The 25,835-nt window shown below is 59.3% G+C and carries 21 protein-coding genes and 1 tRNA gene; 8 read left to right on the top strand and 14 right to left on the bottom strand.

The features are described from left to right. Positions 1–46: 46 nt before the first annotated feature. The 6 genes from R0J92_RS05380 to recA all read right to left on the bottom strand — a co-directional run bounded on the left by R0J92_RS05380 (position 47) and on the right by recA (position 6,701). A complete protein-coding gene (locus tag R0J92_RS05380; protein ID WP_411050969.1) occupies positions 47–823 on the bottom strand; it encodes a class II glutamine amidotransferase in 777 nt (258 codons plus the stop codon). A gap of 119 nt (positions 824–942) precedes the next feature. Further along, positions 943–1,230 (bottom strand): DUF1330 domain-containing protein, encoded by a 288-nt coding sequence (locus R0J92_RS05375; RefSeq protein WP_106163708.1) that lies wholly within the window; start codon positions 1,228–1,230, stop codon positions 943–945. Positions 1,231–1,235: 5 nt separating this feature from the next. Then, positions 1,236–3,887 (bottom strand): alanine--tRNA ligase, encoded by a 2,652-nt coding sequence (gene alaS / locus R0J92_RS05370; RefSeq protein ID WP_411050968.1) that lies wholly within the window; start codon positions 3,885–3,887, stop codon positions 1,236–1,238. A 121-nt stretch (positions 3,888–4,008) separates the two neighbouring features. Continuing rightward, entirely contained in the window at positions 4,009–4,554 is a 546-nt protein-coding gene (locus R0J92_RS05365) for an MOSC domain-containing protein (protein WP_411050967.1), read from the bottom strand. Between the two features lie 74 nt (positions 4,555–4,628). Further along, entirely contained in the window at positions 4,629–5,510 is an 882-nt protein-coding gene (locus R0J92_RS05360; protein ID WP_411050966.1) for a GNAT family N-acetyltransferase, read from the bottom strand. A 114-nt stretch (positions 5,511–5,624) separates the two neighbouring features. Then, complete coding sequence (gene recA / locus R0J92_RS05355) at positions 5,625–6,701, bottom strand: recombinase RecA (RefSeq protein ID WP_106163710.1); 1,077 nt, start codon at positions 6,699–6,701, stop codon at positions 5,625–5,627. A 195-nt stretch (positions 6,702–6,896) separates the two neighbouring features. On the opposite strand from recA, the gene R0J92_RS05350 reads away from it, so the two are divergent. After that, complete coding sequence (locus R0J92_RS05350) at positions 6,897–7,493, top strand: gamma-glutamyl kinase (RefSeq protein WP_317386177.1); 597 nt, start codon at positions 6,897–6,899, stop codon at positions 7,491–7,493. On the opposite strand, the gene R0J92_RS05345 is transcribed toward R0J92_RS05350, so the two are convergent. The 3 genes from R0J92_RS05345 to guaB form a co-directional block, all read right to left on the bottom strand. Next, positions 7,483–9,804: an ATP-binding protein gene (locus R0J92_RS05345; RefSeq protein ID WP_411050965.1), complete on the bottom strand. Its 2,322-nt coding sequence runs from the start codon at positions 9,802–9,804 to the stop codon at positions 7,483–7,485. The genes R0J92_RS05350 and R0J92_RS05345 overlap by 11 nt on opposite strands. Positions 9,805–9,900: 96 nt before the next feature. Next, a complete protein-coding gene (locus R0J92_RS05340) occupies positions 9,901–11,076 on the bottom strand; it encodes an RsmB/NOP family class I SAM-dependent RNA methyltransferase (protein ID WP_411050964.1) in 1,176 nt (391 codons plus the stop codon). A gap of 39 nt (positions 11,077–11,115) precedes the next feature. Then, a complete protein-coding gene (gene guaB / locus R0J92_RS05335) occupies positions 11,116–12,564 on the bottom strand; it encodes an IMP dehydrogenase (RefSeq protein WP_106163714.1) in 1,449 nt (482 codons plus the stop codon). Between the two features lie 188 nt (positions 12,565–12,752). Between guaB and R0J92_RS05330 the strand changes: the two genes are divergently transcribed. From R0J92_RS05330 to R0J92_RS05315, 4 genes are all read left to right on the top strand, one after another. Continuing rightward, complete coding sequence (locus tag R0J92_RS05330) at positions 12,753–13,901, top strand: CaiB/BaiF CoA transferase family protein (RefSeq protein ID WP_411050963.1); 1,149 nt, start codon at positions 12,753–12,755, stop codon at positions 13,899–13,901. 122 nt (positions 13,902–14,023) lie between these two features. Continuing rightward, the gene (locus R0J92_RS05325) at positions 14,024–16,069 is read left to right on the top strand and encodes an ASKHA domain-containing protein (protein WP_411050962.1); all 2,046 of its coding nucleotides are present in this window, start codon (positions 14,024–14,026) and stop codon (positions 16,067–16,069) included. Positions 16,070–16,136: 67 nt separating this feature from the next. Beyond that, positions 16,137–16,210, top strand: a tRNA-Gly gene (locus tag R0J92_RS05320). Between the two features lie 125 nt (positions 16,211–16,335). Further along, on the top strand, positions 16,336–16,812 hold the full coding sequence (locus R0J92_RS05315) for an acyl-CoA thioesterase (protein WP_411050961.1): 477 nt from the start codon (positions 16,336–16,338) through the stop codon (positions 16,810–16,812). Between the two features lie 24 nt (positions 16,813–16,836). Here R0J92_RS05315 and pgl read toward each other — a convergent pair whose 3' ends face one another. Both pgl and R0J92_RS05305 read right to left on the bottom strand, forming a co-directional pair. Next, the gene (pgl, locus tag R0J92_RS05310; protein WP_317386136.1) at positions 16,837–17,508 is read right to left on the bottom strand and encodes a 6-phosphogluconolactonase; all 672 of its coding nucleotides are present in this window, start codon (positions 17,506–17,508) and stop codon (positions 16,837–16,839) included. Positions 17,509–17,628: 120 nt separating this feature from the next. After that, complete coding sequence (locus tag R0J92_RS05305) at positions 17,629–17,898, bottom strand: aspartate-semialdehyde dehydrogenase (protein ID WP_317386135.1); 270 nt, start codon at positions 17,896–17,898, stop codon at positions 17,629–17,631. A 191-nt stretch (positions 17,899–18,089) separates the two neighbouring features. On the opposite strand from R0J92_RS05305, the gene gyrA reads away from it, so the two are divergent. Together gyrA and R0J92_RS05295 are read left to right on the top strand one after the other, a co-directional pair. Then, positions 18,090–20,828: a DNA gyrase subunit A gene (gyrA, locus tag R0J92_RS05300; RefSeq protein ID WP_411050960.1), complete on the top strand. Its 2,739-nt coding sequence runs from the start codon at positions 18,090–18,092 to the stop codon at positions 20,826–20,828. Between the two features lie 129 nt (positions 20,829–20,957). Continuing rightward, positions 20,958–21,308 carry a DUF6614 family protein gene (locus tag R0J92_RS05295; RefSeq protein ID WP_106164092.1) on the top strand — a complete coding sequence of 117 codons (351 nt, stop codon included), beginning with the start codon at positions 20,958–20,960 and terminating at the stop codon, positions 21,306–21,308. A 52-nt stretch (positions 21,309–21,360) separates the two neighbouring features. Here the strand turns inward: R0J92_RS05295 and R0J92_RS05290 are convergent, their stop codons facing one another. The 3 genes from R0J92_RS05290 to R0J92_RS05280 all read right to left on the bottom strand — a co-directional run bounded on the left by R0J92_RS05290 (position 21,361) and on the right by R0J92_RS05280 (position 24,793). Further along, a complete protein-coding gene (locus R0J92_RS05290) occupies positions 21,361–22,830 on the bottom strand; it encodes a carboxypeptidase M32 (protein WP_411050959.1) in 1,470 nt (489 codons plus the stop codon). 4 nt (positions 22,831–22,834) lie between these two features. Continuing rightward, positions 22,835–23,980, bottom strand: coding sequence for a heme A synthase (gene ctaA, locus R0J92_RS05285; protein ID WP_411050958.1), 1,146 nt, complete (start codon positions 23,978–23,980; stop codon positions 22,835–22,837). Between the two features lie 63 nt (positions 23,981–24,043). Continuing rightward, complete coding sequence (locus tag R0J92_RS05280) at positions 24,044–24,793, bottom strand: RNA methyltransferase (protein WP_411050957.1); 750 nt, start codon at positions 24,791–24,793, stop codon at positions 24,044–24,046. A gap of 155 nt (positions 24,794–24,948) precedes the next feature. On the opposite strand from R0J92_RS05280, the gene R0J92_RS05275 reads away from it, so the two are divergent. Further along, positions 24,949–25,581 (top strand): thiamine phosphate synthase, encoded by a 633-nt coding sequence (locus R0J92_RS05275; RefSeq protein WP_106164088.1) that lies wholly within the window; start codon positions 24,949–24,951, stop codon positions 25,579–25,581. Positions 25,582–25,835 lie beyond the last annotated feature (254 nt).

Below are 25,835 nucleotides of genomic sequence, written 5' to 3'. Positions count from 1 at the left end.
AGGCCCGGTCAAAGCAGACCGGGCCTTTTCATTTGCGCAAGCTGCCTCAGGTTTGCGGAACAAAATCCTGGATCACGACCTCATCCGCCGTGTAGCGACAGATGGATCCCGCGGGCACCGCTTCCCAGCATTCGCCCTTGTGCAGCGGTTCCGACACCACAAGACGTCCGGTGCCATCGGCGGTCCGGCTACTGTAAACCGTCGGCGCCAGATGGTCGGAGGCATAGCGCACCGCATAGAGCGCCTGACCACAGCTGAAGGCCGCGCCGATGCGCATATGCGGTGTATGGCCGAACTCGCGACTGAGGGCTTCCATCTTGCCCACCGCGCGCTCCATCGCGCCCTTTGGATCCTCGAACAACCCTTCCGAGATCGCGATCAGGAACAACGCCTCGCTGTCTGTGGCGCCCTTGCGAGCCCCGTAGAGGTCATCCGGGATCATCATGTCGGCGCGACGGCGAAAATTCTCGAACCCGCCAACCTGACCGTTGTGCATGAAGGACCAGCAGCCATGGGTGAACGGGTGACAATTGTTGCGGCTGGTTGCAGTGCCGGTGGAGGCGCGCACATGAGCCAGAAACAGGCCGGAGCGTACCTGATGGGTGATCGACCGCAGGTTGGGATCGGACCAGGCCGGATGCGTGTCGCGATAAAGCCCCGGCTCCTCGCGGCTGTCATACCAGGCAATGCCAAACCCGTCAGCATTGGTCTGGGTCTTGCACTCAAAGGCATGCACCGACTGCGCCACCAAGGATTGCTCCGGCTTGCTCACAACTTCGTCCAGATGGACAGGGGTGCCGATATAGGCGGCCCAACGACACATGATGTTCTCCTCGTCTCGTCTACGCACCCTGAGTGCCCGACGTCGAGGCGCTGTTAAGCACAAAAAAGGGCCACGCGAAACGCGCAGCCCAATCTTCCGCTTTGCACAGTTTTCTGTGCTCAGGCGTCGGTTTCCACCACCATCAGCTCCCGCTCGGAGGCGTCGCGCGCATGGCTCAGCGCTTCCTGATATTCCGGGCTGTTGTAGCAGTCGACCGCCGCATCCACGCTGGCGAATTTCGCCACCACATTGCGGGGGCGTTCCTTGCCTTCCAGCTGAACAAAACGACCACCACGGGCGATGAATTCGCCGCCGTGCTTGGCAATCGCCGGGCCGGCCAGTTCGGCATATTTGCCGTAGGCCTCGGCGTCGGTCACGGTCACATGTGCAATCCAAAGTGCGGGCATGGTTGTTATCCTTCCAAAAGAGTTTCGGCTGCCTTGATAGCTGCCTCGGCACCGGCGAAGTCCTTGCCGCCGCCCTGCGCCATGTCCGGTCGGCCACCGCCGCCCTTGCCGCCAACAGCCGGAACGGCCGCTTTCAGGACGTCCACGGCGGACACCTCGCCGGTCAGATCATCTGTCACGCCCGCCGCCACGGCGACCTTGCCGTCGTCCTCGGCGATCAACAGGATCACCCCGGAGCCGATCTTCTGCTTATGCGCATCAATCAACCCGCGCAGATCCTTGCCGGACACACCCTGCAGCGCCTGACCGAGGAAGGTCTTGCCCCCAATCTCCTTGGTCTCCGCGCCGCCATCCGCGCCGCCGCCCATGGCGATCTGCTGCTTCAGGTTTGCAATTTCGTTCTGCAGCGCACGCCGCTCATCCATCATCGCCTTGAGGCGGTCCATCACATCCGCAGGCTGCGCCTTCATCACCCCGGCCACTTCCGCCATGCGGTTGGCTTCCTGCTCGAGGTAGCGATAGGCTGCAGCGCCGGTCAGCGCCTCGATCCGGCGCACGCCGGCAGAGGACGCACTGTCACCAAGGATCACGAAGGTGCCGATGTCACCGGTCTGCTTCACATGCGTGCCGCCGCAGAGTTCGATAGAGTAGGTGTCGCCATCCTGCCCCTTGCCGGTGGCCGCCTTGCCCATCGAGACCACGCGCACCTCTTCGCCGTATTTCTCGCCAAACAGCGCCTGCGCCCCAAGCGCGCGCGCGTCATCAGGGGTCATGATGCGGGTGCTGACGGTTGAGTTTTGACGAATGAAATCATTCACTTCCGTAGAGATCTTCGACAGATCCTCGGCGCTCACGGCCTTGTTGTGGCTGAAATCGAACCGCAGGCGGTCGGCAGCATTGAGCGAGCCCTTCTGCGCCACATGGTCGCCAAGCGCATTGCGCAGGGCTTCGTGCAGCAGGTGGGTGGCAGAGTGGTTGGCACGGATCTGGCCGCGACGCGTGTGGTCCACTTCCATCGCGGCACCTTCGCCCACGGCAATCTCGCCCTCGGTGACCTCCGCGATATGCAGGAACAGGCCTTCGACCTTCTTGGTGTCGGTGATGCGCGCCACACCACCTTCGACGGTCAGCACGCCGCTGTCGCCCACCTGACCACCGCTCTCGCCATAAAATGGCGTCTGGTTCAGGATGATCTGAACGCTGTCGCCCTTCACGGCCTTGTCGAGTTTGCCGCCATCACGCACCAGCGCAACGATCTGGCCTTCGGCTTTTTCGGTTTCATAGCCAAGGAACTCGGTGGTTCCCTCAGCATCAACGATATCAAAATAGACCTTCACATCTGCCGCGTCACCAAGGCCGATGCCACCGGCGCGGGACTGCTCTTTCTGCGCCTTCATCGCGGCGTCAAAGCCGTCGGTGTCGACCTCGACCCCCTTGGCGCGCAGGGCGTCCTGGGTCAGATCCAGCGGGAACCCAAATGTGTCATAGAGCTTGAACGCCGTCTCGCCGGGCAGGATGTCGCCTTGGTCGAGATCGCCGGACGCATCGTCCAGAAGTTTAAGGCCGCGATCCAAGGTCTTGAGGAAGCGGGTTTCTTCCTGCTCGAACGTCTCCTCGATCAGGGCTTGGCCCTGACCCAGCTCAGGATAGGCGGCACCCATCTGGCTGACCAACGCCGGCACCAGCTTGTGCATCACCGGATCGGACGCGCCCAGCAAGGAGGCATGACGCATGGCGCGACGCATGATGCGGCGCAGCACGTAGCCACGGCCTTCGTTTGAGGGCAAGACACCCTCGGCAATCAAGAAGGAACAGGAGCGCAGGTGGTCGGCGATGACGCGATGATGCACGTTCTGATCGCCAAAGGGCTCACTGTTGGTCGCAGTGGCAGAGGCCTCGATCAGGTATTTGAACAGATCGGTCTCATAGTTGTCATGGGTGCCCTGCAGCAGCGCTGCGATGCGCTCCAGCCCCATGCCGGTGTCGATCGACTGCATGTCGAGATCGACCATGGAGCCATCCGCAAACCGTTCGTTCTGCATGAACACGAGGTTCCAGATCTCGATGAACCGGTCGCCGTCCTCTTCCGCAGAGCCCGGAGGGCCGCCCCAGATATGATCGCCGTGATCGTAGAAAATCTCGGTGCAGGGACCGCAGGGACCGGTATCGCCCATCTGCCAGAAGTTGTCAGAGGTGGCGATGCGGATGATGCGATCCTCGGACACGCCGACCTTTTTCCAGATCTCGAACGCCTCGTCATCGGTGTGATAGACGGTGGCGTAGAGCTTGTCCTTCGGGATGTCGAATTCGCCGGTGATCAGCTCCCAAGCGAAGGGGATCGCCTCGGGTTTGAAATAATCGCCAAAGGAGAAATTCCCCAGCATTTCAAAAAAGGTGTGGTGGCGCGCGGTATAGCCGACATTGTCGAGGTCATTGTGCTTGCCGCCAGCGCGGACACATTTCTGAGCCGAGGTGGCGCGCACATAGTCGCGTTTGTCCACGCCGGTGAAGCAGTTCTTGAACTGCACCATGCCGGAGTTGGTGAACATCAGCGTGGGATCGTTGCGCGGCACCAGCGGGCTGGAATCCACAACCTCATGGCCCTGCTTGGCAAAATAGTTCAGGAAGGTCGACCGGATGTCGTTCAAGCTGGGCATGTCAACGCGGCTCTCTAGATGTGATTGGAACAGTCCAAAGCGGTGTATCGCGCCCATGCAGGGCTGTCCACCGCCCAAAGCAAACGTGCTCCAATCGCTTTTTCAAAAGGGCTTTGTCGTCTCAGATTTTGATCAAAACATCCCCGTTGGCGATGCGACCGCCCTGCTCTACCGAACACAGGATTCCCCGCAAACGGGCCGTCCGAAATTCGGGGCGATTGACCCAGGCACGCGCGTCAGCCCCATATCGTGCCTGCCACTTCACGCAGCCATCATTGAATATGTCGGAAACCTTCAGTACGGCACTGCCGGCCTGTAACAGCTGCCCCGGCGGCAGGTTGCCTTCGGACAAATCCATATCCACGACGAAGGTATCGCCTGGGTGCGGTGTGTTTTCGCGTTCGATCCAAACGAGATCCAGAACCCGCTTTGACAGGATGCAAATCTGGATACCCGGATGACCAGATCCGTCTTGTCGCGTCAGCCATGGACGTGTGCCCCAACGCTCTCCGGGAATGCCCTGCTCTGGCGTCACATCAACCGCATCCACAAAGCGCCGTTGGTTGTAGCCGGGACGCAAGCAGAGCATCGTAATCTCTGCCCGGTCTTTGGGCGCGGCCTGCACTTCAGGCGTTGCCGCCATCAACTGTTCAAGCGTCGGGACCATGATGCCTCCATGTGCAAAGCTGCAATGCATACAGTGCTGACACAGGAGCAGAAGCAATGTCTACGCAAAACACTTCAGAGCATCTTTTCAAAGAAATGGTCGGCATCCGGGTTATCGTTATATCGGGCGATTTCCCGATAGCCGAGCGCATGATAGAGGGAAACCGCCTCTTGCAAATGCCGACTGGTGTCGAGCCGCACGCTGGCGTAGCCCAGCTCCCGCGCCTCGTCCTCTAGGGATCGCATCATGTCTCGTGACACACCCTGCCCGCGCCAGGCGGGATTGACCCAGACCCGTTTGACCTCCGCACAGTACTGGTCAATGGGGCGCAAGCCCCCACTGGCGATGGCCATGTTGTCCTGAACTGCCAACAGGAACACGCCCCGCGGCGGCAAGAAGTCCTGTCTCTCTGCTTCACTCATCTCGGGCACAGCAAAACTGCGACCAAAGCGGTCAGACAGCTCGCTGGTATATTCCCCCATAGCATAGGTCACGTCCGGCTCTGTCGGCGCAGCGCGGCGGATCCGTGGCTGTCTGGACCCGAATGTGGCGCTGATCAGATCGATCGCCGCCAGAAGCTCCTTTCGTTTCCGACTGCGGCCTAGAAGCTCCTGTGCGTGCTGATCCGAAAGTGCTTCATAGGCGTCGAACTCCCTGTGTCCCGCATCCGTCAGCGTGACACGCTTCTGTCGCGCATCCTGGGTTTGTGAACGCGCCGCGACCACGAGCTCCTCGGCCTCAAGCACGCGCAAATGCCGGCTGAGAAGCCCCGAATCCAACCCGAGATACGATCTCAGATCGCGGAGTTCCTCTTTGCCTTGCCCGATCGCCTGCAACACCCGGGCCAGACCAAGAGGTCGCCCCCGTCCGAGAAACGATTGATCCATTGCCCCCAATTCAGATGTGACCACCCGGTTGAAGCGACGAAGACGGCGGATTTCACTTTCAGAGATCATACTATAGGAATCCTTAGTCAGAATAATTACCTGACTTATGTCAGGTAATTATTCATCGCAAGAAAAAACCGGCCCATAACAGGCCGGTTTTCAATCTCAAGCTTGTGACGCTACTCAGTCCGACGCCAAGACATCATCGTCTTCGCCGCCACCCGGAGGCATATCGAAATCCAAACCGTGTGCGCCACGGATTTTATCCTCAATCTCAAGCGTTATACGCTTGTGATCGCGCAGATACTGCTTGGCGTTTTCGCGCCCCTGTCCGATCCGCTCATCTCCATAAGAGAACCACGCGCCGGATTTATTTACCACACCGGCAGCAACGCCAAGATCCAACAGCTCGCCCATCTTGGAGATGCCCTCGCCATACATGATATCGAATTCGACCTGCTTGAACGGCGGTGCCACCTTGTTTTTCACCACCTTCACCCGGGTCGCATTGCCAACCACCTCGTCGCGATCCTTGATCGAACCGATGCGACGAATATCGAGACGCACGGAGGAGTAGAACTTCAGCGCATTGCCGCCGGTGGTGGTTTCGGGCGAGCCGAACATCACGCCGATTTTCATGCGGATCTGGTTGATAAAGATCACCATGCATCTGGAGCGACTGATGGAGCCGGTAAGCTTGCGCATTGCCTGGCTCATCAGACGGGCCTGCACGCCGACGCTGCTATCGCCCATGTCGCCCTCAAGCTCGGACTTCGGGGTCAGCGCGGCCACCGAGTCGACGACCACCATATTGACCGCGCCGGAGCGTACCAGCGTATCGGTAATCTCCAACGCCTGCTCACCGGTGTCGGGCTGTGAGATCAGCAACTCATCCAGATCTACACCCAGTTTGCGAGCATATTGCGGATCCAGCGCGTGTTCCGCGTCCACAAAGGCGCAGACACCGCCCTTTTTCTGCTGCTCGGCAATGCAATGCAGCGTGAGCGTGGTCTTGCCCGAGCTTTCCGGGCCGTAGATCTCGATGATCCGACCCATCGGCAGGCCACCAATGCCAAGCGCGATATCCAGCCCCAGAGAGCCGGTCGAACTGGCCTCGATCTCCTGCAGAGCCGTGCCGTCGCCGAGTTTCATGATCGAGCCCTTGCCGAACTGCCGTTCGATCTGGGCGAGCGCGCTGTCCAAGGCTTTCTGCTTGTCGCCGCTCTTCTTGTCGTCCTTCATGGTCAATAGATCCGCCATAGTACCCGTATCCTTCTCTATGTGTCACACCCGGAAGCGGACGACAATCACTGCTTTGTTCTCCTCTTGTTCCTTATGGGGTCAAAACGAGAACATTACAAGACAAATTCACGTCTCTCCACGGGACTGGCAACGCGGTTAAAGATTGGTTTACAACTTGAGAGCAGTTTGAATTATTGCCGGGACTTTAACGTCATGATGGTCTTTTACGGAGCCAAGCTTGTGCTCTTGTCGGTGCCCAAAACCGGCTCAACAGCGTTGCAATCCGCCCTTCGACCGCACGCAGACATGGTGATTTCAGACCCGCCGGAGCTGAAGCATTCACCGCTCTATCGCTACAATCGTTGGGTGCGCCCGATGTTTGAAAAGGTATGTGGTGCCGAGTTGGAGGTGGTGGCCATCATGCGCGAGCCGGTCGACTGGCTTGGCAGTTGGTACCGATTCCGACAGCGGCCGCATCTGAACGGGCGACCGACATCGACCCGCGAGATCAGCTTTGACAGGTTTGTCGATGACTATTGTCGCGGCAAGCGGCCAGCGCATGCAGAGGTGGGCAGCCAGGCGAAGTTCCTTGAGGCACAGCCGAATGGCTGCCGCGTCAGCCATCTGTTTGCATATGAGACACTCGCCCCGTTTCATGCCTTCCTGCGGGATCGTACGGGGGTGGATTATGAAACCAGATCAGAGAATGTCAGCCCCGCGGGTGACCTGACCCTACGGGCGGCAACGCGAAAGAAGCTGGAGCGCAAACACCCGGAGGAATTTGCGCTCTATGCCTCAATCAACCCGTGATTTCGCCCAGTTGGGACTGGACCGTCTCAGTCAGCTGACTGAGCGAGAATGGCTTGGCCAGGAACACGGAATTGGGAACGTCCGGTTCCGCATCGCCAAAGGCCCCTTCGGAGTAGCCGGACACAAACACCACCTTGGTTCCGGGGCGTTCCTGTAGCGCCTTGCGCACCCAGGTGGGGCCATCCATGCCCGGCATGATCACATCGGTGACAAAGACATCGACGCTGAGATTCGGGTCTTCAAGCGTGTCCAGCGCCTCTTCGGCAGACTCGGCCTCAAGCACCGTGTACCCCCGCATGCGCAGCGCACGAGAGGCAAAGGCACGGACCGGCGCCTCATCTTCCACCAGAAGCACCACGCCCTCGCCATGCTGGGCGGCTGCGACCTTGGTCTTGATGCTCACTTCCGGCTCGCTGTCCTCGCTGGACGCATCGCTGCGGAACACCGGGAAATAGAGCATGAACTTGGTGCCCTGGTTCAACGTCGAGTCCACAAAGATAAACCCGCCGGTCTGCTTTATGATGCCATAGGCGGTAGACAGGCCAAGGCCAGTGCCCTCTCCGGTGCGCTTGGTGGTGTAGAACGGCTCGAACACCTTTTGCAGCTTGTCCGGTGAAATCCCCGTGCCCTCGTCGCTGACCTGAATGGTCACCCACTCTCCAGGCGGCACCACCGCGCGATCCCGTTCCAGTGCCGTATCGAGCACAACCACCTCGGTTTCCACACGGATTTCGCCCCCCTGCGGCATCGCATCGCGCGCGTTCACCACGAGGTTCATCAGCACCTGTTCCAACTGCCGTTTGTCGGCGCGGATGGAGCGCATGACCGGATCGTGACTGAGCGTCAGAGAGACCTTTTCGCCCACCAGTCGATTCAGCAGATGCGTTAGGTCCGAGAGAGTTTCGCGCACATCCAGCACTTCGGGCTGCAGGGTTTGCTTGCGTGAGAAGGCCAGAAGCTGGCTCACCAGCGCGGCGGCGCGATTGGCGTTCTCGTGGATCTGGATCAGATCACCATAGTCCTGATCGCCTTGGTCGTGACGCAGCAGTAGCAGATCGCAATGACCCGAAATTGCCGTCAGCAGATTGTTGAAGTCATGCGCCACACCACCTGCAAGCTGGCCAATAGCCTGCATTTTCTGGCTCTGCGCGAATTGTGCTTCCAGTGTTTTCAGTTCCGTCGCATCATTCAGAACCGCCATCAGAAGGGGTTCGCCCTCCTCAATGACCCGGGTGAGCGTCACCTGAACAAAAACTTCCTTGTCATCGCGCGACACCCGCAAGAATTCGGACTTGTGCGGAGCCAACCCCTTTGCGGTTTCCTGCAGCCAATCATTCATCGGCCGGCCGAGACCTTCCATCAGCTGCCCCAGCTGTACGCCTTCGGCCTGTTCGATCCCCAGAAGCCGCATCGCCATGCGGTTCACCGAAAGGACCTCGCCGCCGGGACGCACTTTCAGCAGCGGCACCGGCAGGCTCTCAAAACCGGTGTGCGGCCCACTGTCCTCCACAGCGGCTTTCATGAAGTAAAGCTCACTGCGCCCCTGCCCGCGCCCGTGTTCGCTGACGAGCACCTCAACCGCGCCGGACTTGGTCATGATCGTATTGAGGCGTCCCGGGATCACCGGCAGCGATGTAAACAGGCGTTCGGTGGACTTTACGCGCTCCCCGATCAGGCTGCGCGCCGCCTCATTCATGAACAGCACCGCACCTGTGCGCCCGACAGAGATCATCGGCACCGGATTGGTATCCGCAGTGCGCCCGGCGGGACGTTCGCCCAGATCCTCAACGCGCCACAGGAAACTACCATTGGCCATTTCGTGCACGGACAGGCGCAGGTGCCCCCGCCGTGTCACGATATCCTCGCGCCCCGATCCTTCGAGCTTGGCCCGGCTCTGCAGGCGGAACAAAACCGCCGAGGGGTTGGCAAGGACGGACCGAAGCGTGCCTGAGATTGTCTCGCTCTCCGTGCCCTCAAACCGCTTCATCGCTGCGGTGTTGCAGGCGTGGATAAGACCCTCATCATCCGTGACAAAGCTGGGCGAGGCGTCCTTGTCGATGAAGCCCGACAACAGCTCGCTCGCCATCGCGCGGGCCCCTTGCCGCATACGTGTCTGTACGAAGATCAGTGCGGCGACACCACCTAGCGTCAGCCCCACCGCGACAAGCGCACGTCCGATCCAATCGGGAAGCGGCAGAATCCAAGGCAGAACAACAAACAGCAGCGACAGAACAAACGTCGCAACGAGGCGGGCTTGTTCGGGTGTCTCTACCTTCAGGTTTGGTACAATTGAAGTCGCGCGACCGATCATTTCGGCTCCGTTAACAGTCTTCGTGCCGCACTATCGTGCCAACCATGGTTAAGGCGGAGTTAATCTCAGTGAGGAACGACAAAACTTTCCAATAGTTTAATGCTTTCCAGGTCTCCGGAACATCGAGACGTAAAAGCCGTCGGTACCAGTATGAACATGCCATGCGTGTTCGCTCAAGTGTTCCCACTCCGGATGCCGGTCCAGAAACGCCCGGGTTTGATTTCCGTTTTCCACATCCAACATTGAACAGGTGGCAAATGCGAGCACGCCTCCGGCTGCCACCAATGGAGCTGCGGCATCCAGAATATCACCCTGCACCGCAACGACGTGGTCGAGTGCGTCCTGTGTCAGGCGCCATTTCCCTTCGGGATCACGACGCCAGGACCCGGACCCACTGCAAGGGGCATCACAGAGTACCAGATCGAACGGCGCGAGCTTTGCCAGCTCTTCTGTTGTCAGGCAGGGAAGTGAAACACCGGCGCGTTCTGCGCGCTCGGGTACGTCCTTCATCCGGCGTGGAACCGCATCATGAGCATAAATCTGCGCGTCCACGCGCCCGGCCATGGCCAAGGCCTTGCCACCGCCACCCGCACAGAAATCCAGAACCCGCTGTCCGTCATGCAATGGCAAGGCATCCACGACGGCCTGACTTGCGGCGTCTTGCAATTCTACAAAGCCTTGCAGGTAGCTTTCGGAATTCTTAACGCGCCGCGCACCGTCGGTCACAGTCAAGGCGCTCGGGGACACGGCCTGCGGCTCGGCGATGATACCGCCCTCTGCCAGACGCTTGATCGCAGCGTCACGATCTCCCTTGCGCAGGTTCACACGCAGATGCACTGGCGCACGTGACCGCAAGGCCTGCGCGGCCTCCAGCGCCTGATCGCCGAGACTGCGCTCAAACAACGGCCATAGCCATTCCGGCAGGTCATTTTCCTCGGCGACGCTTTCAAACGCACGCGGACTGGCCTGCTCCGCCTCATCAAGCGGCTTTGGCGCATGACCTTCTCCGTGGAAGAGGTCCGCGGGATCCAGCCCCTCGGCCCGCAGCGCACCGATCATCAGACCACGCCCCGTCAGAGCACCGCCCAAAGCAGCATGGGAGCGCTGACAACGCAGCGCCTGAAAAACATGATCACGGACCGCCAAACGGTCCTTGGAGCCCGCGTAGCGACTGCGCCGGCCCCAATTTGTCAGAGCCTTCTCCGCAGCCTGACCGGCGAGGATCTCGTCAAGGATTTCTGTCGCCGCCTGCACGCGGGCCCCGGGGGTCATATGCGCCCCCGCAGGATTTCAACGCGCACCGCGTCAGCCTTAGCCGATCCGGTAGTTGGGCGATTCACGGGTGATCTGGACGTCATGAACATGGCTCTCCTTGAGGCCCGCACCGGTGATGCGGACGAATTCACAGTTCTTGCGCATGTCATCAACGGTTGCACAACCGGTATACCCCATGGCGGCACGCAAACCGCCGACGAGCTGGTGGATCACCGCGCCTGCAGACCCTTTGTAGGGAACCTGACCCTCGATGCCCTCGGGAACCAGTTTGTCGCTGGCGGCATCCTTCTGGAAATAGCGATCCGCAGATCCACGTGCCATGGCCCCCATGGAGCCCATGCCGCGATAGGATTTGAACGAGCGCCCCTGATAGAGGATGACTTCGCCCGGGCTTTCGTCAGTCCCGGCAATCATGGAACCAACCATGGCACAGGATGCACCAGCGGCAATTGCCTTGGCAAAATCACCTGAGAACTTGATGCCACCGTCGGCAATCACCGGGGTCTCGCCTGCCGCCGCGGCACAATCCATGACAGCCGTCAGCTGCGGAACGCCCACACCTGCAACCATGCGGGTGGTACAAATGGAGCCTGGGCCGATACCGACCTTCACCGCGTCCGCACCGGCATCAATCAGGGCCTTGGTTGCCGCCGCGGTCGCGACATTGCCCGCGATGACCTGAACGCTGCTCGACAGCGCTTTGATCCGCTTCACGGCTTCGATCACACCTTCGGAGTGACCATGGGCCGTATCCACAACCACCACGTCAACGCCTGCGTCAATCAGCGCTTCGGAGCGTTCGAACCCGCTATCGCCGACAGAGCTGGCTGCCGCCACGCGCAGGCGACCAAGGTCATCCTTGCACGCTGTCGGGTTCAGAACCGCCTGTTCGGTATCTTTGAGGGTCAGCAACCCGGTGAGCTTTCCGTCCTGATCGGTCACCAGCAGCTTTTCGATCCGGCGCGCTTTCATAAGGGACTTGGCTTCTTCGCGCTCCGCGGGTTCGCGCAGCATCGCCAGATTGTCCGAGGTCATCATAACCGAGACCGGCGTATTGTCATCGGACGCAAAGCGCATGTCGCGATTGGTGACGATCCCGACCACACGGCCGCTGTCGTCCACCACCGGGAACCCGGTCACGCGATACCGCTCCTGCAACGCCTTGGCGTCGGCCAGGGTCTGATTTGCCTGCAATGTGATGGGGTTGTAGACGATACCGCTTTCGAACCGCTTCACGCGCCGCACCTGCTGTGCCTGCTCTTCCACATCCAAGTTTTTGTGGATCACGCCCATGCCGCCGGACTGTGCCATCGAAATGGCCATACGCGACTCTGTCACCGTATCCATCGCGGAACTCAGAAGTGGAATATTCAGCGAGATTGAGCGGGTCACCCGCGTGCGTGTATCCGCCATATTTGGCAGGACACTGGATGCGGCCGGAACCAGCAAAACATCGTCAAAGGTAAGGGCCTCACGAATCTGCATCTGTCTTCCCCATGCATAACACCGTTTGGCGGTGACCCTATGGCACAGTTCATCAACATGGGAAAGAGGCGCTGATCGTTTTTCGCCGCATCGCGGCGCACCAGTTGGGGTTTTTCTGACCGAGGTCAAAGAGCTGTTGCAATCCTATCCTATAGCCAGAAAGTGAAAACAAACGCTTGGAGAACAACATGACCGGCCCTCTTGATGGAATAACGATCCTCGATCTGACGCATGTGCTCGCTGGTCCATATGCCTCTATGACGCTGGCCGACCTCGGCGCACGCGTCATCAAGGTCGAGCGTCCGGGCACCGGAGACGACACACGAAGCTTCCCGCCGTTCAAAGATGGCGCAAGCGCGTATTTTGCCACCATCAATCACGGCAAGGAAAGCATCGCGCTTGACCTGAAAGATGTCGAAGATCGTACTGTTTTCGAAGAACTTTTATCTCGATCTGATATCATACTGGAGAACTATCGCCCTGGCGTGATGGAGCGGCTTGGCTACGGCTGGACAGATTTAAGCCTGAGGTATCCGAAGCTGATCTACGGGGCCGTCTCCGGGTTTGGCCACAGCGGCCCCGACAGCCAGCGCCCTGCGTATGATATGGTGGTCCAGGCGCGCGGCGGCGTCATGTCGATCACGGGCGAGCGGGATCGGGAACCCGTGCGCGTCGGCGCCTCCATCGGAGATATCGCGGCAGGCATGTTTCTCGCACAGGGTGTCCTTGCCGCGCTCTTGCAACGCCAGCAGACTGGCAAGGGACAAAAGATCGACATCGCCATGCTCGACTGTCAGCTCGCCATGCTGGAACACGCGATCGCCCTCACCTCCGTGACCGGTGAAGCGCCGCGCCCCTGTGGCGCACGGCACCCGTCGATCACACCGTTCGAGACGTTTCACGCAGAGGATGGATTATTCGTCATCGCCGCTGGCAACGACGTCCTTTTTGCGCGTCTCTGTGAAGCATTACAGTTGCCGCTGGCAGCAGATCCGCGTTTTGAAACCAATCAAGCAAGATGCGAAAATGCTCGCCTTCTCAAGCGATTAATCGAGGCTGTTACACTGGGCCAGAACATGCGCCACTGGATCGATCTGCTCACCGAAGCGGGCATTCCCACGGGACCGATCCAGAACGTCGCCGAGGTGTTGCAGGATCCGCAGATATTGGCGCGCAACATGGTCGTTGATGTCCTCGACCGCGCTGGGCATCCAGCTTATGTTGCCGCAGGAAACCCGATAAAAATGAGTACATTGGCGGACCCGACCACTCGCGGCCCTGCCCCGACACTCGACGAACACCGGCAGGAGATACTGGATTGGCTGGCCCAAGGCTGACATGAGTTTGGAATTTACTGCGAACATGCCGCCCATGAGCCAAAATATGACGGTGATTGCCTTTCGCTTTGCAGTAACTGGCCTATGCTTCGCTTAAATTGCGGAACATAAGGGTTTGAGGCATGTCAGACGATCCCCTCGTTGTGTTTACACCATCCGGTAAGCGCGGCCGTTTTCCTGTCGGCACACCGGTGCTTACCGCGGCACGTCAGCTCGGGGTCGATCTAGACTCGGTCTGCGGCGGTCGGGGGATATGCTCGAAATGCCAGATCACCCCGTCCTATGGCGAATTCTCCAAACATGGCGTCACGGTCGCCGATGACGCGCTGTCGGAATGGAACAAGGTCGAACAGCGCTACCAGGACAAACGCGGGCTGATCGACGGGCGGCGTCTGGGCTGCCAGGCCAAGATCGAAAAGAACGTTGTGATTGACGTGCCACCTGAAAGCCAGGTCCATAAACAGGTGGTGCGCAAACGGGCCGAGGTCCGTGACATCGTGATGAACCCGTCCATCCGCATGTTCTATGTGGAGGTAGAAGAGCCGGACATGCACAAGCCTTCCGGTGATCTGGAGCGGCTGTGTGAGGCACTGGAAAACCAGTGGGATGTCAAAGGTGTAAAGACCGACCTTCACATTCTGCGGCAGTTGCAGCCCGCATTGCGCAAAGGCGGATGGAAAGTCACGGTCGCAGTGCATCTGGGCAATGAGAGCCAACCGCCCCGTATCATGCATGTCTGGCCCGGCTACTATGAGGGCACTGTATATGGGCTTGCGGTGGATCTTGGCTCTACCACGATCGCGGCGCATTTGTGTGACCTCAAAAGCGGTGAAGTTCTGGCTTCCTCCGGCATCATGAACCCGCAAATCCGCTTTGGCGAAGATCTGATGAGCCGCGTGTCCTATGCCATGATGAACAAGGGCGGCGATCTGGAAATGACCCGTATTGTGCGAGAGGGCATGAACGCATTGTTCGCGCAGATTGCGGAAGAGGCGCAGATCGACCAATCGCTGATCATGGATGCGGTGTTCGTCTGCAACCCGGTCATGCACCACCTCTTCCTCGGCATCGATCCGTTCGAGCTGGGTCAGGCCCCCTTTGCGCTGGCAACGTCAAACGCACTTGCACTGGAAGCCAGCGATCTGGATCTGAAACTACACCCGGCGGCTCGGATCTATCTCTTGCCCTGCATTGCGGGCCATGTTGGCGCCGATGCCGCGGCGGTGGCTTTGTCCGAGGCGCCGGACAAATCAGAGGATCTGGTGCTCATCGTCGACGTTGGAACAAACGCCGAGATCCTATTGGGGAACAAGGAAAAAGTCCTGGCTTGCTCTTCTCCGACCGGGCCTGCCTTTGAGGGTGCTCAGATTTCCTCGGGACAACGCGCTGCACCCGGCGCGATCGAGCATGTTGAAATCAACCCCGAGACCAAGGAGCCGCGTTTTCGCGTCATTGGGTCGGAGCTCTGGTCTGATGAGGATGGGTTTGAAGAAAGTATCGCAAGTATCGGAATTTCCGGCATTTGTGGCTCCGGCATCATTGAGGTGATCGCAGAGATGCGGATCGCTGGGTTGCTGGATGCAACCGGCCTGATCGGGTCCGCCGCGCAAACCGGAAGCGCCCGCTGCGTGCCTGAGGGGCGCACCAACGCCTACCTGCTCTGGGACGGCAGCGCGGATGGTGGGCCACGCATCACCGTCACCAATCCTGACATCCGTGCCATTCAGATGGCCAAGGCCGCGCTTTACTCCGGCGCCCGTTTGCTGATGGACAAGATCGGCGTCGACACGGTTGATCGTGTGGTTCTGGCCGGTGCCTTTGGCGCACATATCTCCGCCAAACACGCAATGGTCCTCGGGATGATCCCGGACTGTCAGCTGGACAAGGTCACAAGCGCTGGCAACGCCGCCGGAACCGGGGCACGTATCGCCCTGCTCAACACCACTGCACGTGCTGACATTGAGGCGACGGTCCATCAGATCGAAAAGATCGAAACCGCCGTAGAGCCTCGTTTTCAGGAGCATTTTGTCAACGCCTCAGCAATACCGAACTCCTCCGACCCGTTCCCGATCCTTGGCACGCTGCTGACCCTTCCGGACGTCAGCTTTAATGTCGGTGGTGGTGACGGAGATGGATCAGGTGGCCGGCGTCGACGGCGACGGGGCTGACCGCAGAAATCAACGGCGGCGCTCTTGACGACCTCAGCGCCGCCGCATAAAGCTCTGCATCAAGAGCGCGGGTATGATGTAATGGTAGCCTGTCAGCTTCCCAAGCTGAACGCGCGGGTTCGATTCCCGCTACCCGCTCCAATTCCCTGTATATTCCTCCTTACTTTTCAGCCGCTTGCGCGTCTCTTTTGCAGTCATTGGCGACGCATCATGTGCTCAGGATAAATCTATTGCACCTGCAGCAGCATGGGCTTACCTCCTGCCCTATGGATTTACGATTTCTCACCCCGCTTCGCCCAGAAGAACAACTCGCTCAAGGCCTGCCCGAAGCAGCCCCAATGGCGATGGCCGACAGAGTACGGTTCTCGGAGATCGACATCCTCCAGCACGTGAACAACAAGGCCTACCTCGACTGGTTCGAAGCCCTGCGCGTTCACTACTACAACACCCATTTCCGTGATCACTTTCGCGGTGAGGCCGAGCCACGGCATGTGGTGCGCAATGCCGATATTCACTACGTAAAGGAAATGGTGCTGGGTGAGACTTACCTGACCACCGCACGCGTCCTGTCGTTTCGACGTACCTCATATACGATGGAACAACAGATCTGGTCTGGCGATCTGCGTGCGCGGATGGTCGGTGTCATGGTGTTTCGCACCGCAGATGGCAGCGCAGGCCATCCGATCCCGGACAGCCTGCGACAGCAATTCGTAGAACTCGATGGTGCGACAGAGGAAAGCTAACTTCTGTCGGCACTCACATGGACCTTACATGGCCCAATGCACCTGACACTCCGACAGCACGGACTGGATCGGAGCCTCTTCCGGCGGCAATGTCAGGGCGCGATCCAACGCCTCACGCTTTTCTTCGCCGAAAATCACCAGATGCTTGGCCATCGCGCTATCCAGGACATGGGCGGTCAGTGAAATACGCGCTTCAGGCTGGCTATCGGGGCGCATGACGGCCACTTCGGGGGCGTCCGGTGACAACGCCTCGCGCAAGCCGCTCACGCCTGGGAAAAGCGAAGCAGTGTGCATGTCTGCCCCCATGCCCAGCAAGGCCACAGCGAGGCTGCACTGGTCACGGACCTTTTCTGACAGCGGCCCAACAGCTGCATCAGGGTCGACCCCCTCCATATAGAACGGAAGAAAGCTCGCGTCTGCCGCACGGTTGGTCAACAAACGGTTGCGGATCAAACGCGCATTGGAGCGCTCACTGTCTTCGGGGACCCACCGCTCGTCCGACGCCATGACACAAACGTTTTTCCAATCCAGCTCCGCCGCGCAGAGATCGTCAAAAATCGGTCCAGGTGTCGTGCCACCCGCGACGGCGATCGCTGCCCGACCATTGCGAAGAAGGTGGTTCTTTAAATCGCCCGCGATCCGGTTCGCGACGGAAATAGACAGCATTTCTCTGTCCGGGTATTCGTTGAAATTCATGACCTTGCTCCTCAAACTTGAGGCTCCGCCCATAAGCGGAGCCTGTCGTTGAGCGAACTCTGTCACAGGTTGGCCAGCGGGCCAAGACCGCAGGATGGATCGCTTCAGGTCCGACAGCTGTTAGTTGAGGTGAAATTCGCCAACAACATGTCGCCACTCGCCGCTGGACATCATTTTCCGATGCGAGAACCGCACATGGCGCAACGGGCCCTCGATCTCTTCCTTCCAGAAATCTATGAAAGACAGCAGTCGCGGATGATCCGGTGCAAGATCGTAGTCCTGCCAAACAAAGGTGTTCAGCACATGGGCAAAATCCGGCATGTGGTAGGTGAACTCGGCCGTGGTCAGGCCATATCCCTTGAGCATCAATTCGGTTTCAGATGGGTCCATTTGGGGCCTCCATTGACTGATCGATAAGACCACCCTAATAGGGACAGGTAAATTTTCATATAAATCAGATTGTTAGCAGATATACGCAGTGGCTGCCAGCATATCCCAAGTAGCTTGCTTGCACGTCATATGCGCAGTCTGATAAGGTGTCTCCACAACATATAGATCCAAATGAGAAGCGGGCAGCCAACGTGAGCGATACGCCGGAAACTCCTGAAAATCCTGATGAAAACCTGCCGGTACGCCCGTCGTATGACGGACCGACCGTTTCCATCGAATCCGAGATGCGCACGTCGTACCTCGATTATGCGATGTCGGTTATTGTCAGCCGTGCCATCCCGGACTTGCGGGATGGACTGAAGCCGGTTCACCGCCGGATCCTCTATGCCATGCATGAGACCGGCAACACGCATGAGAAGTCTTATCGCAAGTCCGCGCGACCGGTTGGCGATGTGATGGGTAAGTACCACCCTCACGGCGACAGCGCGATCTATGACGCATTGGTGCGGATGGCGCAGGACTTTTCCATGTCGCTGCCACTGCTGGATGGTCAGGGCAACTTCGGCTCCATGGACGGCGACAACCCGGCGGCCATGCGGTATACCGAAGTCCGGATGGATAAGCCCGCGGCCTTCATGCTGGCGGATATCGAAAAAGAAACGGTCGACTTCCAGGACAACTACGACGGCAAGGACAAGGAACCGACGGTGCTACCGGCACGGTTCCCGAACATGCTGGTCAATGGCGCCGGTGGTATTGCGGTCGGCATGGCCACCAACATTCCGCCGCACAATCTTGGCGAAGTCATCAACGCGACACTGGCGCTGATTGAAGATCCTGACCTTACGTCTGAACAGTTGATCGACTATGTGCCTGGGCCGGATTTTCCGACCGGGGCCGTGATGCTGGGCCGCTCGGGCGCGCGCAAGGCCTATCTCGAAGGGCGCGGCAGCGTGGTCATTCGCGCGAAAACCCGCGTCGAAGAGATCAGGAAAGATCGCTACGCCATTGTTGTAGATGAGATTCCCTATCAGGTGAACAAAGCCTCGATGATCGAGAAGATCGCCGAGCAAGTCCGCGAGAAACGCATCGAAGGTGTTTCCCACGTTCAGGATGAATCTGACCGTAACGGTGTGCGTGTGGTGGTCGAGCTGAAGCGCGACGCGACAGCCGAAGTGGTGCTGAACCAGCTTTTCCGGTTCACCCCGATGCAGACCTCCTTTGGCTGCAACATGCTGGCCCTGAACGGTGGTCGACCGGAACAGCTGACGCTGCGCAAATTCCTCACATCTTTCATCGACTTCCGCGAGGATGTTGTTGCACGGCGCACTGCCTTCAACCTGCGCAAGGCGCGCGAGCGGAGCCATGTGCTCTGCGGTCTGGCCGTTGCCGTTTCCAATGTTGACGAGGTGGTCGCGACCATCCGCTCTTCTGCAGATGCGGCTGAAGCACGGCACAAGTTGATGACCCGCCGTTGGCCGGCTATGGAGATCGCCCCCTACATCCGTTTGATCGACGATCCGACCCACACGATGAACGAGGACGGCACCTATAACCTGTCCGAAGTTCAGGCCCGAGCAATTCTGGAACTCCGCCTTCAGCGCCTGACCCAACTCGGGGTCAAGGAAGTGACGGATGAACTTGAAGAGCTGGCCGGAAAGATCAAGGAATACTTGGAAATCCTCTCTTCTCGCGAACGCATCATGGGCATCATTGCCGATGAGCTGACCGAAGTCAGAGAGAGCTTCGCCGTCCCCCGTCGCACCGAGATTGTCGACTGGTCCGGCGATATGGAAGACGAGGACCTGATCGAGCGTGAGGACATGGTGGTGACCGTGACCTCTGGTGGCTACATCAAACGCACGCCGCTGGCCGATTTCCGCGCGCAGAAACGTGGTGGCAAGGGGCTGTCGGGCATGCAGACCAAGGAAGAGGACGTGGTCACCACACTCTTCGTGGCAAATACCCATACGCAGCTTCTGTTCTTCACCACCGATGGCATGGTCTACAAGCTAAAGACTTGGCGCCTGCCGCAAGGCGGACGGACCTCCAAGGGTAAAGCGATCATCAACATTCTGCCCATTCCGCAGGGGGTGTCGATCGCCGCCATCATGCCTGTTGATCGTGCCGAAGAAGAATGGAACGATCTGCAAATCATGTTCGCGACATCTGCGGGAACTGTGCGCCGTAACCGCCTGTCAGATTTCACGAATGTCATGCGCAACGGCAAGATCGCGATGAAGTTTGAGGACGACAACGCTGGCACCAAGCTGATCAATGCACGCATCTGTTCCGAAGATGACGACATCATGCTGGTGACCAACACCGGCCGTGCCATCCGCTTCCCGACAACAGAGGTGCGCGTGTTCAACTCCCGCAATTCTGTGGGTGTGCGCGGAATAAGGCTGGGCGACGGGGACGAGGTTGTCTCCATGTCGGTGATCCGTCATTCCAAATACACACCGGAGCAGCGCACCGCCTATCTGAAGATGCGCCGCGCCATGGCTGGTCTGACGGATGAAGATGCCTCCGACGAGGATGCGGTCGAAGATCCGAACTTCTCGACCGAGCTGTTCGCGGAGATGTCTGCAGCCGAGAACCTGATCCTCACGATCACTGCAGGAGGTGCCGGTAAGTTGTCCTCCAGCCACGATTATCCTGTCCGCGGACGCGGCGGCATGGGCGTGACCGCGATGGACAAGGCGATGCGCGGCGGCGCGCTGCTGGCGTCCTTCCCGGTTGAGCTCGACGACCAGATCATGCTGGCCACCTCCAAGGGGCAATCCATCCGGGTGCCGGTGGATGGGATCTCGTTCCGCTCCCGCTCTGCTGGCGGTGTCAGGATCTTCAACACCGGCAAAGGCGAAGAAGTTGTCTCCGTGGCCTGGATTGCGGACAACGGCGACGAAGAAGAAGCCGTGGAAGAATAACATCTTACCGGAATAAGTTATAAAGAACGCCGCTCCAACATGGGGCGGCGTTTTCCGTTTACGCTTCGCTCATGTTTTAGGCGCAAACTTGACCGTGATTTCCGCAATTTGAGTCGGGAGAAGCGGCGCATGAATCTCTACCATTGTCAGATCGACCTTCAACATGAAGCCAAGGCACTGGCGTTTGCCAGCGCTGTGGAACAGTGGATGGAGTACCTAAAGGGGCGAAATGCGATCACCGGCTGGCGCCTATTGCGTCGCAAGCTGAACCTTGCCAATGACACCTGCAAGGATTTCCTGCTGGAGATCGAGTTCGAGAACATGACGCAGCTCGACCAAGCGTTTCGTATTCTGGGGGAGCACGACGAAGAGGTTGCGCGCCTCTATGCTAATGTCAGCGTCCTGATCGCTCAGTCTCACTTTGGTCTTTATCGACCGTTTCCGGACCCCGAACGCGCAGAGCGTATGGCATTGATCTGAGAACCCCGAGCCAATACTCGGGGTTCACCCTCAATTCATATGTAGCTGGAATTCAAAGGTTATAGATCTCTGAGAACTTCGCCTCGAGATAGGCCATAAGGGGTTCATGGGTCGGCGCCGCGCCAGCTGCATGGATGATCGTGTCCTGCGGCTCACGCAGCCCGCCGAACTGCTGGAGCTTTTCACGCAACCAGCCTGTCGCCGCAACAGTATCGCCCTGTGCGAGTTGTGCATCCAGATCAGTCACATCCTGACGTAGGGCTTCATGCAGGCAGCCTGCATAGACGTTGCCCAAAGAATATGTCGGGAAATAGCCAAACAGGCCAACGGACCAGTGCACATCCTGCAGGCATCCGTTCGAGGGCTTGTCGACCGGATAGCCAAAGTCGGCAAGGAAGCGATCATTCCAGGCCGCCTCCAGATCCTGAACCTCCAGATCGCCCGACATCAAGGCCCGCTCCAGATCGAACCGCAGCATGATATGCAGGTTATACTGCAACTCGTCCGCCTCGGTCCGAATGTAGCCGTTTTGCACACGGTTCACCGCCGCATAGAACGCCTCTGCCGAGGAAATGCCAATATCACCAAAGGCTTCGCGCATTTCCTTGAACAACCATCCGGTAAAGGCACGGCTGCGGCCCAGCTGGTTTTCGTAGATCCGGCTCTGGCTTTCATGCACCCCCATCGACACACCGCGGCCTAGCGCGGTCAGCAGATGCTCGCGGCCGATGTTCTGCTCATAGGCCCCGTGTCCGACCTCATGAATGGTGGAGTAGATGCAGTTGAACGGATCCTGCGGATTGGTGCGCGTGGTGATCCGCACGTCCAGACCGCTGCCAGAACTGAACGGATGCACGGCCTTGTCCACGCGACCATGGCTCATGTCGTAACCAAAAGTCTTAGCGATCTTGCGAGCCAGCTTCATCTGCGTGTTTTCATCAAAGCTGCCGGACACACCATCAGGCGTCGGCTTCTCCAGAACCCGGGCGCGAAGATCAACCAGGCCGGGGCGCATGGCATCAAAGATTTTCGCGATATCTTCTGAGGTTGTACCCTGTTCGTAATCCGCAACCATGGCGTCGTATAGGTTGCCACCAGCGGCCAGCGCCTGACCTTCCTGGCGCTTCAGGGCCACGACCTCCTCCAGTACGGGTAGAAACGCGGCCACATCCTCGTCCGCGCGGGCCTGGGCCCATTTGCCCTGCGCTTCGGAAGTCACGCGGGCGATCCTGCTGGCCAAATCTCCGGGCACCTTTACCGCACGCTCGAAGGCGCGACGGATTTCACGCAGCTGCGCGGCTCCGGTCTCATCAGCTGCCTTGGCAGTCTCCAGCCATTCCGCAACCCGCGGATCTGAACGACGTGCATGCAACACAGCCTCGATCGCCGCCATTTCCTCGCCGCGTTGCGGTGCAGCACCACGCGGCATCATGGTTTCCTGATCCCAGCCAAGCCTGCCTGCGATCTGGCCAAGTGCTTGAGTTTCGCGTTCAAATGCAATCAGTTCGTCAAAAGAACTCATGTGATCAATGCCCTTTTATTGAAGTTGAAATCGGATACGCAGCCAGGAAACGGGCACGCAGGATCAGCACCCAGGCCAGCACGGCCACAATCTGATGCACAATGGCGATCTGCACTGGCGCCGCGGTCAGCACTGTCACGATACCGATCACGACCTGCAAGCTCAGCACCGCAAAGACAGCATTAAAGGCAAAGCGCGTCGCAGCATGGGCACTGCGGCGTCCCCGCATCCATACAACCACAGCAAAGGCAAACAGAAGATAGCCAGTCACCCGGTGAACAAACTGTACCAACCCGGGATTTTCAAAGAAGTTCTTCCACAAAGGTTCGATCATGAAGGGGTTCGGCGGCAGGATCTGCCCCCCCATCAAAGGCCAATCGGTGTAGGAGCGTCCAGCGTCAATTCCGGCCACCAGCGCGCCGATCAAGATCTGCAGAAAGGCAAAGTGCAGCAACCCTGTCCCCATGCCAAACAGCTTGGCCTCTTTCAGGCGCCGTGCCTGCATCAAATCGCGCTCCTCACGTCCCAGCATGAACATGAACCACGCAAGATATCCCAAAATGACAAACGCCAGGCCCAGGTGCGTTGCAAGCCGATAAGATGCGACGGCAGTCATGCCTTCGCCCTGGGTTACGCCGGAGGCGACCATCCACCAGCCGATTGCCCCCTGAACGCCTCCAAGGAGACCGGGCAACAACAACCGCCCTGTCCAGCCGGTTGGAATGCAGCGCGTGGCCAGGAAGCCAAGAAAGCCGACCGCCCAGACGAGGCCGATAAAACGACCGAGCTGACGGTGGCCCCATTCCCACCAGTAGATCTGTTTGAAATCAGCAAGATCCATCCATTTGTTCATCAGGTGATACTGGTCGATCTGCTGATATTTCTCGAACTCGGATTGCCAGTCTGCCTCGGTCACCGGTGGCAGCGCGCCGGTCACGGGGCGCCATTCGGTGATGGACAGGCCAGAGTCCGTCAGGCGTGTCAGCCCGCCCACGGCGATCATCGCCACCACCAAGGCAAAGAGCACCGCGAGCCAGACCCGGATCGCACCGCGCGCACCGCGGCGCCCGCGATCCAGACCGCCCGGCGTCGGTGTCGGCTGCTGTTTCCGGTCAGAGGAAACGTCTTCAAAAATCGTGCGATTGCTCATCTTGGCCTCACATCTTCATCTGGCAGGACGCTAGGGTCTGAGGGTGGAAAGGTCCAGACGGAGTTAGTCCGGACCGTGGTTCTTCCAACGGACCATCTGTCGCATCACGCCGTGTAGCATCTGCACATCGGCGCGTGTCAGGCGCATGCGGCTCCAGAGGTTGCGAAAGACGGTCTTCATCCCGGGCGCTTTTTCCGGTGGGAAGAAATAGCCGGCCTCGGTCAGGCGATCCTCGTAGTGCTTCACCAGCGCTTCGACCTCCTGCCCCGTTGCCCAGTCCGATTTGCCGATCTCAAACGTCTCATCCGGTACGCTGTCCTGTTGGCGGCGCCACTCATAGGCGGAGAGCAACACGCATTGCGCCAGATTCAAAGACGCAAACTCCGGGTTCACTGGCACGGTGATGATGGCGTTTGCCTTGGCGATGTCGTCGTTTTCCAGCCCGGCCCGTTCCGGCCCGAAAAGCACCGCAACTTTCTCTCCCTGCGCAAGGAGTTCGGAGGCTTTCTTCATCGCACCTTCGGGACTGAAGACCGGCTTTGTCAGCTCACGCGGGCGCGCCGTGGTGGCAAAGATATAGGTGCAGTCGGCAAGCGCCTCGGGCAGGTCCTGCGCCAGCTGCGCCTCGTCCAGCAGCCGCCCGGCACCGGAGGCCATGGCCACCGCCTTTGGGTTCGGCCAGCCGTCGCGGGGGGCCACGATGCGCATCCGGTCCAGTCCGAAGTTCCACATGGCCCGCGCGGCGCCGCCGATGTTCTCGCCCATTTGCGGGCGCACAAGCACGAAGTGAGGTTGAGGGCGGTCTGTGGGCATCTGCGAACTCCGGGAAAATCGGCTCTGCCATACTGGCTGCGCCGTGCTGGGGCAAGCCTTCGCCCCCTAAAAACAACGGCTCAGGCCCCCGTGATCCTTGCGTTGCGCGCTATTTCCGGTAAATACCCGCCAATCATGCCAACAGGAGCCTGACAATGGACAGCGCAGAGCAGACACCGGAGCAGCCGCAGATTTACCTGGTTACGCCGCCCAGCTTCGAGTTGGGACAATTTCCCGGCCAGCTCGCCCGTGTGCTGGACGAGATCGAAGTCGCCTGCGTGCGCCTCGACTTGGTCAGCCGCGACGAGGACACGCTGAGCCGCGCCGCAGATGCGCTGCGCGAAGTGACCCATGCCCGCGATATTGCCCTGGTGATATCCGATCACCAAATTCTTGCAGAGCGTCTCGGTCTCGATGGTGTGCATCTGACGGATTCCTCGAAATCCGTGCGTAGCGCGCGCAAGGCCCTCGGCACGGAAGCCATTGTCGGCTGTTTCTGCGGCGCCTCACAGCATGAGGGCATCACCGCTGGCGAAGCGGGCGCTGACTATGTCTGTTTTGGCCCCGTCGGCACGTCCGGACTTGGTGATGGTGCCATTGCCGAGACTGGCCTGTTTCAGTGGTGGTCAGAGATGATCGAAGTGCCGGTGGTTGCCGAGGGTGGGCTCAGCGCCGATGTGGTGCGCGAGATATCTCCCTTCACGGATTTTTTCGCGGTCGGCGAAGAGATCTGGCGCGAAGACGATCCAGTTGCCGCCATGAAGGCGCTGCAAGCTGCTATGAAATAAGCAAAAACCGGGCTTGGTCATGGTTGGCCACGCCCGCCCCTTTACCGCAAAATAAAAGGGGCACTCTAAAAACCAGCATCCGGTCAGCGCGCAAGGAAACCACCGCCTGCGATGCGATGCCGATGCCACCAAGACCCATCGCACACACGCCGCAGGACGCGTACAGATGCCCGTGACGCAAGGTCACAGTTATCTCTTAGATTCCGCGGGTTTCGCTCCCTTAGCTGACGAAACAGAGCCGCTTCGGCTGGCCT

The sequence above is a fragment of the Tritonibacter sp. SIMBA_163 genome (genome assembly GCF_046535935.1).
GTDB lineage: Bacteria > Pseudomonadota > Alphaproteobacteria > Rhodobacterales > Rhodobacteraceae > Epibacterium > Epibacterium scottomollicae.
Note: the sequence above shows the minus strand (reverse complement) of the source record. Positions and strands in the feature narration are given on the sequence as shown.

Coding starts and splice junctions, on each gene's coding strand:
- R0J92_RS05330 (WP_411050963.1), top strand. CDS start 12,753: ATGACCGGCCCTCTTGATGGAATAACGATCCTCGATCTGACGCATGTG.
- R0J92_RS05280 (WP_411050957.1), bottom strand. CDS start 24,793: ATGCCCACAGACCGCCCTCAACCTCACTTCGTGCTTGTGCGCCCGCAA.
- ctaA (WP_411050958.1), bottom strand. CDS start 23,980: ATGAGCAATCGCACGATTTTTGAAGACGTTTCCTCTGACCGGAAACAG.
- R0J92_RS05315 (WP_411050961.1), top strand. CDS start 16,336: ATGGATTTACGATTTCTCACCCCGCTTCGCCCAGAAGAACAACTCGCT.
- R0J92_RS05345 (WP_411050965.1), bottom strand. CDS start 9,804: ATGATCGGTCGCGCGACTTCAATTGTACCAAACCTGAAGGTAGAGACA.
- alaS (WP_411050968.1), bottom strand. CDS start 3,887: ATGCCCAGCTTGAACGACATCCGGTCGACCTTCCTGAACTATTTTGCC.
- R0J92_RS05295 (WP_106164092.1), top strand. CDS start 20,958: ATGAATCTCTACCATTGTCAGATCGACCTTCAACATGAAGCCAAGGCA.
- R0J92_RS05305 (WP_317386135.1), bottom strand. CDS start 17,898: ATGGACCCATCTGAAACCGAATTGATGCTCAAGGGATATGGCCTGACC.
- pgl (WP_317386136.1), bottom strand. CDS start 17,508: ATGAATTTCAACGAATACCCGGACAGAGAAATGCTGTCTATTTCCGTC.
- R0J92_RS05340 (WP_411050964.1), bottom strand. CDS start 11,076: ATGACCCCCGGGGCCCGCGTGCAGGCGGCGACAGAAATCCTTGACGAG.
- R0J92_RS05290 (WP_411050959.1), bottom strand. CDS start 22,830: ATGAGTTCTTTTGACGAACTGATTGCATTTGAACGCGAAACTCAAGCA.
- R0J92_RS05380 (WP_411050969.1), bottom strand. CDS start 823: ATGTGTCGTTGGGCCGCCTATATCGGCACCCCTGTCCATCTGGACGAA.
- R0J92_RS05350 (WP_317386177.1), top strand. CDS start 6,897: ATGATGGTCTTTTACGGAGCCAAGCTTGTGCTCTTGTCGGTGCCCAAA.
- R0J92_RS05275 (WP_106164088.1), top strand. CDS start 24,949: ATGGACAGCGCAGAGCAGACACCGGAGCAGCCGCAGATTTACCTGGTT.
- guaB (WP_106163714.1), bottom strand. CDS start 12,564: ATGCAGATTCGTGAGGCCCTTACCTTTGACGATGTTTTGCTGGTTCCG.
- R0J92_RS05365 (WP_411050967.1), bottom strand. CDS start 4,554: ATGGTCCCGACGCTTGAACAGTTGATGGCGGCAACGCCTGAAGTGCAG.
- R0J92_RS05325 (WP_411050962.1), top strand. CDS start 14,024: ATGTCAGACGATCCCCTCGTTGTGTTTACACCATCCGGTAAGCGCGGC.
- R0J92_RS05375 (WP_106163708.1), bottom strand. CDS start 1,230: ATGCCCGCACTTTGGATTGCACATGTGACCGTGACCGACGCCGAGGCC.
- recA (WP_106163710.1), bottom strand. CDS start 6,701: ATGGCGGATCTATTGACCATGAAGGACGACAAGAAGAGCGGCGACAAG.
- R0J92_RS05360 (WP_411050966.1), bottom strand. CDS start 5,510: ATGATCTCTGAAAGTGAAATCCGCCGTCTTCGTCGCTTCAACCGGGTG.